Genomic DNA, 13185 nt, shown 5'->3' with positions numbered 1-13185 from the left:
ATAATTCCCAATTACCCATTGCCAATCAACAAAATCAAAATATCAATTTTGGCACTTAGTTTTTTTATTAAATTTTTTATTAATTTTGAATTTTGAATTTTGAATTGGAGCGAAGCGACCCTCATGCTATACCTAGCCCAGGTGCGTAAAAACGATTTTTTAGACCAGCACCAGTTACGCTTGTTGGCGCGTCAAGAAGCTGACAACTTGTGGGCGATAATTCCCGAAGAGGCTTTCATTCTGCTGGGAAAGGGAAAAATCATGAGTGAAAACTTGCTTGTTTTAGTGGAACTTTCCCCTACAGGCGACATTCAAAGAATAGAAGATGCCACCAACTGGGTACTCTATCTGGTACAAAACTACCTCACCATCGGCATTACTCCAGAATTTTTGCAGCACGAAGCCGAGCGAGCAGAACATTGGCGACAATCCCTGACATTGCAAAACCAAGACTTAGCGCGGCGTTCCTTGGAATTGGAAGCTCGTCGTGAACAAATTCAAGCCTTAGAGGAAAGCCTCAAACGTGAGAAAAATGGTTATCCCCAAGAAGAAAGTTAAAATTTCAAGAAATAAATTATCCAAATAAACGTAGACGCTGCATCGGCTTGCCGCAGGCTACCACTCCAGACAATAGAGTTGCCAGTGCGCCCTTGCGGTTAAGAGACTTGTACCCCTCCGGGGATCTTGCTACGCGTAGCGTCTCCCCCTGGGAGAAGCAACTGGCGCAACACAGAGGAATAAGGAGGATAGAGTTTTTTCGCCAGGTTTTTGAGTATTTTTTTATTTGTCAGTCCCAAACCTAAATCTGATATAGCTGATGTGATCTGCTTAAGATGCTGCAACAACAGCACGGTCATTTACTAACTTGCCATCTTCCATATAGACGATGCGATCGGCAATATCTAGAATGCGGTTGTCATGAGTAACCAAAAGAATGGTACAATCTTGCTCCTTAGCTAATTTTTGCATGAGGTTGACCACATCTCGTCCCGATTTACTGTCAAGGGCGGCGGTGGGTTCATCTGCTAAAACAATTTTAGGACGACCAACCAACGCACGAGCGATCGCAACTCTTTGTTTTTGTCCCCCAGATAAATCATCAGGATAATAATTCAGGCGATGCCCTAATCCTACCTCCTCTAACATTTGGGCTGACCGGGTTTTCATTTCTGCCGGCGAAATATTATTATGCACTTCCAAGCCCATTCTGACGTTCTGGAGTACTGTCAGACTACCGTGCAAGTTGTGCGCTTGGAAAATATAACCGTTATTCCGTCGCACCTGGGTAAGTTGTCCTGTACTAGCGCCACAAAGTTCTTGTCCCAATATCTGCAAACTACCAGATTGGGCAGAACGCAAGCCGCCCGATAAGGTGAGAAGTGTAGTTTTACCAGAACCAGAAGGCCCAGTCATGATAATAATTTCGCCAGCGTTAATATCCAGGTTGATATCAAAAAGAACTTGCTTACGGAGTTGACCATTACCAAAATAGTGGTCGAGATTTTTAACAGAGATTACAGGAGGCATACTGATTTTGGATTTTGGATTTTAGATTTTAGATTGGGAATTGGTAAGTATCTTTATGCCCAATGCCCAATGCCCATTTTTTAAAACATATCTGCGGGGTCAGCAGACTGCAATTTCCGAGTAGCGATCGCACCAGAAATTATGCACATAATCATAGTCAGCGTTAATACCGTCAAGGCTCGTGCTACGGTCATGTAAAGTGGTAAATTGGTGGCATTACGAGTTAAAGCATAAAGTCCTAAAGGTGCGATCGCTCCGGGGATAAAGCCCAAAATTGCCAAAATTATCGCCTCTTCAAACACTACACCTAATAAATAGAGATTGTTATACCCCATCGCTTTGAAGGTGGCGTATTCTTTGATATGAGAATTCACATCTGTAGAAAGAACTTGATAGACGATAATCACGCCTACCATAAACCCCATTGCTACACCGAGGCTGAAGATAAACCCGATAGCTGTATTTTTTTTCCAATAATCTGTTTCAAATTCGATAAATTCGGCTTTCGTCAAAACTTTAACATCATTATCTAGATGAGATTCTAAGGCTGCTTTCACCTGTTTTAAGTCATACCCTGGTTGTAATTGAACCAAACCTACACTGACACTACTTGCTTCTCGCTTCGGAAATAGCCGCAAGAAATTCTGGTCGCTGGTAATCAGGTTTCCATCAGCCGCAAAGGAAGCGCCGATTGAAAATAAGCCGCTAATGGTAATCGTCCGGCGGTCAATTTCAGTTGTAACAGGTTTGCCTTGATCAATTTGAGCGATCGCTTCTTGATAATCTCCTCTAGAGGCGCGATCAAACAGGACGGTATCTGGTAGCTTCAGCCGATCTATCTGGCTGTTCACATCCCCTAAGTTAAACGCTTGCTTTTCAGGATTAATCCCGATAACTAGTACAGATGTCTTTTGGCGTGTTTTCGGATTCTTCCAATCCACATTGCTGATATACATTGGTTCTGCTGACTTCACCCCCTGTACATCCATTGCCTGATACAGCCGCCGCCGTGTAAAGGTGGACGCATTTAAGACGTTACGGGCTTGAGGACTAACTAGGAAAATGTCAGCCTGTATACTTTTGTGCAGCTTAGTATTACTTTCAAATAAGGCGGTCTGAAACCCTAGCTGCATGAACATGAGAACATCAGCGAAAGCAATACCTCCCAATGCCACCAACAGACGGCTTTTTTCGTGACTCAGTTGCAGCCATCCTAGGGGGGTTCGCTGCCGCACTTGTTGAATAAATCCAATCATAGTTCAATTACCGCCTTTACTTGCAGATTGGTAAACTTGGCAGCTTTGGCGCTAGATGCTTCATCTAGTCGCACATGAACTTCTACTACTCTGCCGTCAATATTGCTAGAGGGATCGCTGTTAATCAGATTTTGTCGCTGTACTTGCATCCCAATCCAATCCACGGTTCCCTGTAATTCTCCGGGAAGAGAATCACTGATTATCTTGACGCGTTGCCCCGATCGCACTTTGTTAATATCACTTTGGTAAACTTCTGCAACTGCATACATCTGATCGGTTCGACCTAGTTCTACAATTCCGTCATTAGAAACGGTTTCTCCAGCTCGTGTATTAATCTTGAGAATTTGTCCTGCTTCGGGAGCGCGGACATAAGCCTGATCGAGTTGTGCTTTAATTTTCGCTACTGTAGCTTGAGCGCTGTCTACCTGTGCTTGGGCGTTGGCAATATCTGTCGGACGAACTTCAGCTGTTTGGTTAAGGGTGGCTTTGGCTTCGTTAATCTGCTGTTGCAAGCTAGCGAGGGTTTGGTTGCGGTTCGCTTTGGCTTCTTTAATCTGCTGTTCTAAAGTAGCGACAGTTCTTGTCTTATTAGCTTGGTTTTCAATTACCTGCTGAGTAGAAGTTTCTGCACTCAAGCGTTTTTGATCGGCTTGCTGACTGGAAATTGCCCCTTCTTTATATAAAGCGTCATAGCGTTGCACTTCTACTTGAGCGTTCCGCTTTTCGGCGGCGACGCGATCCACCGTTGCTTGTAAACTCTGTCGTTGTCCTTGTAAGTCGGCTTCTAAGCGATCAATTGTGGCTTGCTGAGTTTTGATATTTCCCTCTAGTTCCACTTGCAAACGGTTTACCGCAGCTTCCTTGGCTCCAATTTCTCCCTGTTTTGCTCCCGCTTTTACCTTGTCAAGGCTAGATTTGGCAACTTCAACTTGTTTTTGGGCTTCAACCAAACTTGCTTGCAAGCGATCGCGGCTATCCATAATTGCAATTACCTGCCCACCTTTGACGCGATCGCCTTCTTTCACTAATAGTTTCTGAAGCAGACTGCCCTCAGTAGAAGAAGTTGCAGACAGTTTTATGACTTCTCCATTTGGTTCTAAGTGTCCCAATGCTGTAACTGTTTTTACTACTGGTTGAACAGCTACTGGCGCTACTTGCTTTTCATTAGCGGTAGCCTGAAACTTTAGCACCGTGTAAACACTAGCTCCACCTATTGCTAGTGATGCAATTATTGCAAGTGTAGTGGGCGATCGCAAAAGATTTTGGGGAAACTTTAAATCCTCTAATTTCCAGTTCTGCACCATAGGGTTCACCTTTTACCATTAGCAACTTGTACTAAACTGTTCAGTTCAATTCATGCTAAACTAAACTGAGTAGTTTAGTCAAGAGTAAAACTGGGAATTGGGGACTGGGGATTGGTTCTGGTCCCCTACTCTCCACTCTCCGTCTAAGTTGTGGCTAAAAAAATCTGTCAATGCCGATTAACTTATTAAAATTCTTTAGAAGAGAGGATAATAAATAAATGGTACGGATTAAAATTGACGAAGTTGCTCGAGATCATTCCGTTGATAAAGTTGAGCAAATTCTGCAAGGGGCAATGCAGGAGTTTCTCCAAAATGGCTATGCTGGTACAAGCATGGATCGGGTAGCGGTAGCTGCGGGTGTTTCTAAGGCGACAGTCTACAGCCACTTTCAAGATAAAGAAGGACTTTTTAAAGTACTAATAGAGTCCTTGGCACATCAGAATTTTAACTCTCTCTTTGACACGGAACCGATGGAGGGAGAACCAAAAATCGTCCTGCGCCAATTAGGAACCAAATTATTAGAACAGATGAATCACGACCACGAACACTGTGCATTTATGCGAGTGCTAATTGGCGAATCGGGTCGTTTTCCTGAATTAACTCAGATTTGTGTTCGAGCGATGATTAAACCAATGCTGGAAACGATCGCTCAATATTTGGCTGTTCACCCAGAACTGAATATTACTGATCCAGAGGCAACAGCGAGGATTTTTTTAGGTACATTAGTTAATTTTCATGTGACTCAAGATGTTATGCATGGGAGCGATATTATACCAATGGAAAGCGATCGCCTGATTGATGCCTTGACACACCTAATCACCAAATGCGCCGATTGATTGGTTATATCCCGGCGCGTGGCGCTTGTTCGGTCAGAAAGTCAAATTCACCTTGAGTAACAACAGTATTGCCTCCGGCTTTTTTCGTTCCTTACAAGCTGCCACAAATACATTCTCCTGCGATCGCCAGATTAACTAAGCAGGAATAACTTGAACAATTAGTGCGCGTTTATCCAGCGATTGGATTTTACCTACTTGACTGAGATCATTTGCAATTCGGTCTAGCAGTTCTCCCGCTTGGTCACGATATTGATGTTCTCGGCCTCGTAAACGGATGGCAAATTTCACAGAATCGCCTTTACTCAACCACTCAACTGCTTTCTGAATGCGTAAATTGTAATCAGCTATACCCACGTTTAGCCCGAACCGAACTTCCTTTACCGTGGGTCTAGCACTCTGGCTCTGACGTTTTTTCTTTTGATACTGAAGCTTCCCATAGTTGAGAATCTTGGCGATCGGAGCGTCTTTGCCTTGGGAAACTACAACTAAGTCAAGCTCTAAGCTTTCAGCTAGCTGTAGCGCCTCATTGGTGTCGATCAGACCACGATTATTATTCTCATGATCAATCAAGAAGACGCTAGGTGACTTGATTTGCGAATTAATCAGTTGCTTTTGGATTGCGATAATGAATTTCTCCCAATTAGTTGTTTAACACTTTAACTTGCCCGATAATGCCAATTTAACACAACACTGAATCAGAGCAACTTTAACGACACAATAGACGGTAATCTGTTAGAATGCAGTACTATGGCACTCGCTCTCAGTCTCGGCGCTACTGCCCATACAGCTTTTCAATAACTTTTATTCGTCCGCCTTAGACTGACGCCTTCATTGGCGACAGGCCGATGTTATTTTTGGAGTCTTATGTCTTTTTCTACTCTCGGCTTGTCCAATGAAATTATCCGTGCCGTTACCGAACGAGGATACACCGAACCCACACCAATTCAGATGCAGGCCATTCCTGCCGTATTATCAGGTAGCGATTTGCTAGCTGGGGCACAAACTGGCACTGGAAAAACCGCTAGTTTTACCCTACCGCTCTTGCATCGATTGTCATCTGAAAAGAGTAAAGGTACATCTAATGGATACCCGCCAATCCGGGCGCTGATTCTCACCCCGACTCGCGAACTCGCCGCACAAGTGGAAGAAAGCGTGCGCGAGTACGGCAAGTACTTGAAGCTAAACTCAATGGTGATGTTTGGCGGAGTCAGTATTCATCTGCAAAAACAGCGTTTGAGGAATCGAGTGGATATTCTGGTCGCTACTCCAGGGCGACTGCTAGACCACGTACAGCAGGGCACGGTGAACCTATCGCATATTGAGGTTTTGGTGCTGGATGAAGCAGATCGGATGCTGGATATGGGCTTTATTAATGATATTCGCCGTATCCTCTCACTATTGCCCAAACAGCGCCAGAATTTGCTATTTTTCGCTACTTTCTCAGACAAAATTAAGGCGCTGGCTGCCGGACTGCTGAATAATCCGACGATGATTGAGGTAGCACGCCGCAACGTTACCGCCGACACCATCGCCCAGAAGATTTATCAGGTAGACCGTGACAAGAAACGCCAATTACTGGCTCATCTGATTCGGCGAGATAATTGGTATCAAGTGCTAGTGTTCACTCGCACTAAGTATGGCGCTGACCGTTTGGTGAAGCAGTTGGGCGAAGACCGCATTCAAGCATTGGCAATCCACGGTAATAAGAGCCAGCCGGCGCGTACCAACGCTCTAGCAAAGTTCAAGAATGGCAGCTTACAGGTACTCGTGGCAACGGATATTGCTGCTAGAGGTCTTGACATCAGCGAACTGCCTCATGTAGTTAACTTCGATCTCCCCAATGTGCCGGAAGATTATGTTCATCGCATTGGGCGCACCGGTCGCGCTGGCGCGTCCGGTGAAGCCGTATCTTTGGTGTGCATCGATGAACAGCATCTCTTGACAGATATTGAAAAACTGATTGAGCAACGCTTGCCAAAAGAAGTCGTTGCTGGCTTTAGCCCCAACCCCGACATTGAGCCAGAAGCGATCGTAAATGTACGGCAACACAGACCCAAGCCAGGAGGTGATAAGCGTCCGGCTCGTAGTGCTAAACTGTCACCACAGACATCGGGTAAACGGAAGGTAGCGCCACCAGCCACCAATAGCGATAAGCCTGCGGCTCGCTCGTCTGGATCGCGCCGTTCTGCTAAACGCGATCGCTGATTTTCTTTCTTGCGTTCAACGAAAGGGGCAGGGAGCAGGGGGAAATGACCCCTTTCTCCTGTCTCTTCGTTTGTATCCCAATGAAGCGTCAAGAAATAGCTGATTAAATCGAAATTTTAAGCCATTTAATCATATATTTTTTAGCAGATACTTGTGGAAAAGCAAATGCTAGGTGTAAATGTTGTTATGAAAGTTGGCGATCGCGTCCGCGTTAAAGATTCGGTAGTAGTGTATCATCATCCTGAACATCGGAATCAGCCTTTTGACATCAAAGGCATAGAAGGCGATGTATTAGGTATTGCCACCCAATGGCAAGGCAGACCCGTAAGCGCTAATCTGCCGATTGTAGTCCAGTTTAGTAAAAAGTTTAAAGCCCATCTGCGTGAAAATGAGTTAGAGATTGTATAATGCTTTAATGCCAGCTACCTCAAAACTGACTTCCACACTTTGAGCATTATTTGAGCATTATAGTTAACAGCGTTAAAACACCCACTGGTAAGGCTAAAAAAGGTCTGATAGCTATCAGACCTGACGCAGGATGCATCAAGGCTTGCTTCCCCCGCGCACCATTCCCAGGTGAAAAAAACCAGGTGAAAAAGGCGACGGGTATTCCACTAGTTGATGGATGGGAAGATAAAGCAGGCAATCTGCAACCGTCGTTGCAGATTGAATTAGATGAAGGGAAGTTAGCTGCATCCGGTGGGATGTTTAACCTGAAGCGGTTCAACGAAATTCTGGTTGAGTACAAACTCAGACCGGATTTGAAGTTAGTAGAAAGTATTACTACCTCTGATGGACAGCTACCGCCTAAGCCTCAGCTATCCCTAATGGAAGTGTGGGATATGTATTGCGAGTATAAAAGGCATGAGTTGAGAGAAAGTCATTTTGAGAATATGTACCAAGGACAGTATAAAAATTTCCTTATAGCATCTTGTGGAGGCGTGACAGTTGAAAGCCTCAAAAAATATGTTGAATCCCAAGATAAGCCAAAATAATAAGATCATTAATTACTCAACTGTCCTTAGACCGAATCAGCTATAAAGCTAATATTGGTCTAAGGACGTTTCGTAATTAATCGCCTTATATCCCGACACCAAATCCTAAGAGGATTATGGTGCTGGGCTTACGGCGCAAAAGCTAAATAACTCATCGGCGGCGAAACCACTGGAAAATATTCAGTTCGCCGCGCATTCTTTTAAGCTCTTGGCGGTGCTGTTCTGCTGTTGTATTATACCACTCACAATAACGCTTAAACTCTGACCGTGACCGAACTTCATGATAGAACTGATGGGTTGTTTGGTAAGAGCCAAAAGCTTCCTCAACTTGAGGTTGAGTGTACTGAATAATATAGGGTAAGTTTTTAGACATAATGTTAATAAAGTTAAGAGTGGGGAGTGGGGAGTTTTGAATTCAGGCAATTACAAGACTTACGCAAGTGATACGATGCGATCGCTATTTCATATAGCAATCCTAAATCATTCGTGAAAAATTAGATCCCCGACTTCTTCGAGAAGTCGGGGATCTGGACATCGCGCATTTTCACAACTCATTTAAGTACTCAGCAGAATTTGACTGTATTCCAAAATGGAATATGGAAATAGAATTTCAGTATATCGAGTCACGACATCGGAAAAATTGTCGCGATCAAGTCTGATTAATTAAAAATACGGTAGCGCGATCGAGTTATGGTATATTACGACCATAAGAACCTGAAATTATCTACTCGCAAACTCAGAGTAGTCTCCAGTCGCTCTCAAACTTTTGATTTTGACTGAAATTTTGTGGTATCAAGTTTTAGCTGATTTGTTAGTGATAACAAATTATTTGTTGCTTGATATTTCCTCCTGCCTTCTCTTATAACCAAGCAGTTTCAATTACAGACGCACAATTATGGTAGATATTAAGTTCGCATACTGGATTCCCAACGTCAGTGGTGGGTTAGTTGTTAGTAAAATTCCCCAACGCACAGATTGGACTTACGAATATAATGCTCAACTAGCTCAGACGGCTGAAGAAGTTGGATTTGAATATGGCCTAGCACAAGCCAGATTTATCGCTAGCTATGGTGCTGAGTATCAGCTAGAGGCACTTACAACCGTGTCGGCTTTGGCTCCAGTCACCAAAAAATTGAAGCTAATTGCAGCAGTTCACCCTGGATTGTGGCATCCGGGAGTAGTTGCCAAAATCGGCGCCAGCATTGATTTTCTCTCTAACGGACGGTTTGCTCTGAATGTAGTTAGCGGCTGGTTCAAAGATGAATTCACTATATATGGTGAACATTGGTTAGACCATGACGAACGCTATCGCCGTTCCGAAGAATTTATCCGCGTTCTCAAAGGTTTGTGGACTGAGGATGAGTTTCACTTTAAAGGCGACTTTTACCGCATTAACGGCGGTTGGGTCAAGCCTAGACCAATTCATCAGAACCCACACCCGGAGATATTTCAAGGTGGTAACTCGAAAGCCGCGCGACGGATGGCTGGCCGCGTTTCTGATTGGTATTTTATGAATGGTAACACCATAGAAGGTGTGAAAGAGCAGATTGCAGAAGTGTCTGAATTAGCGAGTCTTGAAGGACGCAAAATTAAGTTTGGTCTGAATTCCTTTATCATCGTGCGAGATACGGAAGCAGAAGCCCATGAAGTATTGCGCGATATTATTGCCCAAGCTGATGTGGAAGCAGTGAAAGGATTTGGCGAAGCGGTGAAACAAGCGGGATCTTCGACTCGTGAACGTGAGGGAATGTGGGCGAATTCCAATTTTGAAGACTTAGTGCAGTATAACGATGGCTTCCGGTCAGGCTTGATTGGGACGGCTGAACAAGTAGCTGAGAAGATTCGCCAGTTTCATGAAGTGGGAGTTGATCTAATTCTCGGTGGCTTCTTACACTACTCGGATGATTTGCCTGCATTTGGTAAGACAGTAATTCCGATTGTGCGCGAACTTAAAGCCCATCGTCGGACAGCTGATGAGTTGGTTGTGGTGTAGATTAACAGCACTTTGTGGGTTTTTTGGATTGAAGCTGTTATCTAGAACAGCTACATCCACTCCTACAGTAAATACCAGCGATTAGTACACGTTCAAACGCGAAAAAGAGTGTAATTGGGGTAGTGGGAATTGCTCTCAAAGTAGATTTCCCATACAGGTATTGCCAGCATTGCATCAGACTTGATCAGTTTTGCTTTCTTGAATTTGAAGGATGGCCATCTTGTCCATCACCAATATTAAATGGGCAAGATGTCCATCCCTCAAATCGGATGTGGTGATCAAATAGAAATATTTCCCATTGCCTCATAGTAGTGGCGATTATGAGTCACTCAATCACAATCAAGGAGTTTTACCATGACATCAGTAATTAATACAGAACAGAAGGCGCATATTATTCAGGATGACCAAGAAGCGATCGCGATCGCTCACGAACTAGCAGCTGAGTTTGCCAAGGGAGACTCAGAACGCGATCAAACTCGGCGTTTGCCTGCTGAGGAAGTGGAAAAGTTCTCCCAGAGTGGATTGTGGGGAATTACAGTTCCGAAAGAGTATGGCGGTGCTTTTGTCTCAAGTGCGACCCTGGCAGAAGTTATTAAAATCATCTCCGAAGCTGACTCTAGCCTCGGTCAAATTCCCCAAAACCACCTCTACATGGTGGAAGCAGTTCGCTTGGATGGCACAGATCAGCAGAAAAAGTTCTTCTTTGATTTGGCTCTACAAGGTAAGCGCTTTGGTAACGCCTTCTCAGAAATTGGCACTAAGTCTGTTACTGATGTCCAGACAAAATTAACACCAGATGGATCTGACTTCGTACTCAACGGACGCAAATACTACTCGGCTGGAGCATTACTGGCACATTGGGTTCCCGTCATTGCCAGTAATCCAGATGGTAAAACAGTGGTGGCATTTGTCGAAAGAGATGCCCCAGGATTAACTCTACTTGATGACTGGACGAGCTTTGGACAGCGTACCACAGCTAGCGGTACTACCATTATTGAAAATGTGAAAGTTAAAGCAGAACACGTCATTCCGCACTACTTAGCCTTTGAGCGGGCAACACCAATGGGTGCGATCGCGCAAATCATCCAAGCCGCCGTAGATGTGGGAATTGCTAAAGCCGCAGTCCGTGACACCATCCACTTTGTCCGTAAATATACGCGCCCTTGGGTTGACAGCAACTTAGAAAAAGGCTATGAAGACCCCCTGACGCTCTATAACTTAGGTAATGTCCAAATTCAAGTTCACGCTTCAGAAGCATTGCTGCGTCGTGCAGGTGAATTTCTTGACGTCGCCAACGAGTCAGGTTTAGAAGAACCCAAGGTAGTCGAAGCATCGATCGCAGTTGCCGAAGCTAAAGCCTTAGCCACCGAAGCAGCATTACTAGCTACCAACAAGTTATTTGAACTAGCAGGTACTAAGTCTACATTAGAGGAATTCAACTACAATCGCCACTGGCGAAATGCTCGCGCTCACACACTCCACGATCCCGTCCGTTGGAAGTACCACGCTGTTGGCAACTACTTCCTCAATGGTGTCTATCCCCCGCGCCATCCTTGGTTGTAATTGCGGCATTCTCTATTGGAGTCAATCAATTTTGGATTTGAGATTTGAGATTGACCCCATGCATTAATGCAATTGCTCTGAATAAAGAATTTAGGACTAGCCCTTTCAATGTGGGTGTAAATTTTAGTCCATAAATTTCTCTTTAACCTCTTCTCTCTGTGTTCTCTGTGTCTCTGTGGTTCAATAAATTACTCTTAAACCGCAGAGGCACAGAGAACACAGAGAAAAAACAATCTTATTTTACGAGTCACCTTGAAAGGGCTAGTCCTAGAATTGTAGATTTTGGATTTATTCCACAAATAAATTTGCTTACCTCAGGCCTTTTTAGATTTTAAACCTTGAATCTTCAATCCAAAATCTAAAATATAAAATTCGAGGAGGCATTCAGACTTAATATTTACCAGAATGTTTTGCCCTTCATAAATCCAACATTATTTAAGTTGACACTATGAGCGTTGCAAACCCAACCCAGAGGCGGAGCATTTGGAAAAATCAGCCATTTAAAGGGCTGCTTTTCATTGCTGTAATTGCTGTCATTAGCTATATTTTTGAACTCATCTTTGGTCAAATTATTCAACTGAATGTCGGAACAAAGTTGACTTATATCACGATATGCTTCGTCTGGTGGTGGCATCTAGGTTTTTCCCTCAACGGCTATCCAGGCTCACGCTTTTCCTCCACCCGATTTGGACGAGGAACAGTGAATTTAGTAGTGCTGTTGGCGCTAGTTTACATTACTGGAGAAGCTTGGAAATTCATCTCTGCAAAACCAGCTATCACTGATACACCCGTAGGCTTATGGGGACAAACAGCAATCATTGCAGCTGCCGCCAGTTTGTTCTTCTTTGACAACACGATTGTCACCACTGACGAAGTACGCAACTGGCATCCAGTGAGCGGCCTTCTCAATATTTTATTTGCCGTCTTCTTTATTGCCCCTGCCCTCACATTTTTGCCGCAAATGTGGGGACTTCAACCATTTTACATTCCTTGGTATTGGTATCCTTGTTCGACAGTATTCGGTAGTTTCTTTGAACGTTGGCCTTTAAACAAACTAGAACTAGGAATGCCACGTTTGGGGTTACTCCATACAGGCATTATTTTGTTACTCACTCTGATTACAGAATTGTTCCTCAAACAGCTAGGACTAGATTTGTTTACCACAACTACAGGGCCAACCTTTGCAGCTATTTGGACAACTGTTGGTTTAGGATTTGTTTGGCAATTCAATATGTGGCCTTTCACAGAGCTATCACAGCCCACAAAAGGCATAGTTGCATCTGTTGCTAGTTTAATAATTTCGGTCTTGTTGTACCTGGTGACAGTATCCCTGATAGGTAAGGAAAATATTATCCAAGGGCTTTACTGGTGGTTTAATATCCTTTGGGTTCAAGTATTTTTAATGGCTCCAGGATTATACGACGGAATTAGCCTTTGGCAGGATGTACCCCCACTAGTTGAAGAACAGCAACCCCTGAGCTTGAATCGTGAAGGGCGTTAAGATAA

The 13185-nt window shown here is 44.0% G+C and carries 13 protein-coding genes; 8 read left to right on the top strand and 5 right to left on the bottom strand.

Going from position 1 to position 13185, the window contains the following annotated elements:
* Positions 1 to 123: 123 nt before the first annotated feature.
* Positions 124 to 558, top strand: a complete 435-nt coding sequence (locus V7K97_RS12500; RefSeq protein ID WP_334801292.1) for a hypothetical protein — start codon at positions 124 to 126, stop codon at positions 556 to 558.
* A gap of 270 nt (positions 559 to 828) precedes the next feature.
* Here V7K97_RS12500 and V7K97_RS12495 read toward each other — a convergent pair whose 3' ends face one another.
* The 3 genes from V7K97_RS12495 to V7K97_RS12485 all read right to left on the bottom strand — a co-directional run bounded on the left by V7K97_RS12495 (position 829) and on the right by V7K97_RS12485 (position 4087).
* Entirely contained in the window at positions 829 to 1527 is a 699-nt protein-coding gene (locus V7K97_RS12495; protein ID WP_334801290.1) for a DevA family ABC transporter ATP-binding protein, read from the bottom strand.
* Positions 1528 to 1607: 80 nt separating this feature from the next.
* Positions 1608 to 2783 carry an ABC transporter permease DevC gene (gene devC / locus V7K97_RS12490; protein ID WP_334801288.1) on the bottom strand — a complete coding sequence of 392 codons (1176 nt, stop codon included), beginning with the start codon at positions 2781 to 2783 and terminating at the stop codon, positions 1608 to 1610.
* Complete coding sequence (locus V7K97_RS12485; RefSeq protein WP_334801286.1) at positions 2780 to 4087, bottom strand: ABC exporter membrane fusion protein; 1308 nt, start codon at positions 4085 to 4087, stop codon at positions 2780 to 2782. The genes devC and V7K97_RS12485 overlap by 4 nt, the downstream gene beginning before the upstream one ends.
* Before the next feature lie 218 nt (positions 4088 to 4305).
* Between V7K97_RS12485 and V7K97_RS12480 the strand changes: the two genes are divergently transcribed.
* Complete coding sequence (locus V7K97_RS12480; protein WP_334801285.1) at positions 4306 to 4923, top strand: TetR/AcrR family transcriptional regulator; 618 nt, start codon at positions 4306 to 4308, stop codon at positions 4921 to 4923.
* A 135-nt stretch (positions 4924 to 5058) separates the two neighbouring features.
* On the opposite strand, the gene infC is transcribed toward V7K97_RS12480, so the two are convergent.
* Entirely contained in the window at positions 5059 to 5526 is a 468-nt protein-coding gene (gene infC, locus V7K97_RS12475) for a translation initiation factor IF-3 (RefSeq protein WP_334801455.1), read from the bottom strand.
* A 261-nt stretch (positions 5527 to 5787) separates the two neighbouring features.
* Between infC and V7K97_RS12470 the strand changes: the two genes are divergently transcribed.
* The 3 genes from V7K97_RS12470 to V7K97_RS12460 all read left to right on the top strand — a co-directional run bounded on the left by V7K97_RS12470 (position 5788) and on the right by V7K97_RS12460 (position 8123).
* Positions 5788 to 7128 (top strand): DEAD/DEAH box helicase, encoded by a 1341-nt coding sequence (locus V7K97_RS12470; protein WP_334801283.1) that lies wholly within the window; start codon positions 5788 to 5790, stop codon positions 7126 to 7128.
* Positions 7129 to 7293: 165 nt separating this feature from the next.
* Complete coding sequence (locus V7K97_RS12465; protein WP_334801453.1) at positions 7294 to 7536, top strand: ferredoxin-thioredoxin reductase variable chain; 243 nt, start codon at positions 7294 to 7296, stop codon at positions 7534 to 7536.
* A gap of 50 nt (positions 7537 to 7586) precedes the next feature.
* Entirely contained in the window at positions 7587 to 8123 is a 537-nt protein-coding gene (locus V7K97_RS12460) for a hypothetical protein (RefSeq protein WP_334801282.1), read from the top strand.
* A 151-nt stretch (positions 8124 to 8274) separates the two neighbouring features.
* Here the strand turns inward: V7K97_RS12460 and V7K97_RS12455 are convergent, their stop codons facing one another.
* Positions 8275 to 8496, bottom strand: coding sequence for a hypothetical protein (locus V7K97_RS12455; RefSeq protein WP_334801281.1), 222 nt, complete (start codon positions 8494 to 8496; stop codon positions 8275 to 8277).
* Positions 8497 to 9018: 522 nt separating this feature from the next.
* Here V7K97_RS12455 and sfnG point away from each other — a divergent pair.
* From sfnG to V7K97_RS12440, 3 genes are all read left to right on the top strand, one after another.
* Complete coding sequence (gene sfnG, locus V7K97_RS12450; protein WP_334801280.1) at positions 9019 to 10116, top strand: dimethylsulfone monooxygenase SfnG; 1098 nt, start codon at positions 9019 to 9021, stop codon at positions 10114 to 10116.
* A gap of 354 nt (positions 10117 to 10470) precedes the next feature.
* The gene (locus V7K97_RS12445; RefSeq protein ID WP_334801279.1) at positions 10471 to 11679 is read left to right on the top strand and encodes an SfnB family sulfur acquisition oxidoreductase; all 1209 of its coding nucleotides are present in this window, start codon (positions 10471 to 10473) and stop codon (positions 11677 to 11679) included.
* 448 nt (positions 11680 to 12127) lie between these two features.
* Entirely contained in the window at positions 12128 to 13180 is a 1053-nt protein-coding gene (locus V7K97_RS12440; RefSeq protein WP_334801277.1) for a hypothetical protein, read from the top strand.
* The last annotated feature ends 5 nt before the right edge of the window (positions 13181 to 13185 follow it).

Origin of the sequence: Nostoc sp. (genome assembly GCF_036917815.1) — a bacterium.
Classification (GTDB): Bacteria; Cyanobacteriota; Cyanobacteriia; order Cyanobacteriales; family Nostocaceae; genus Nostoc.
Note: the sequence above shows the minus strand (reverse complement) of the source record. Positions and strands in the feature narration are given on the sequence as shown.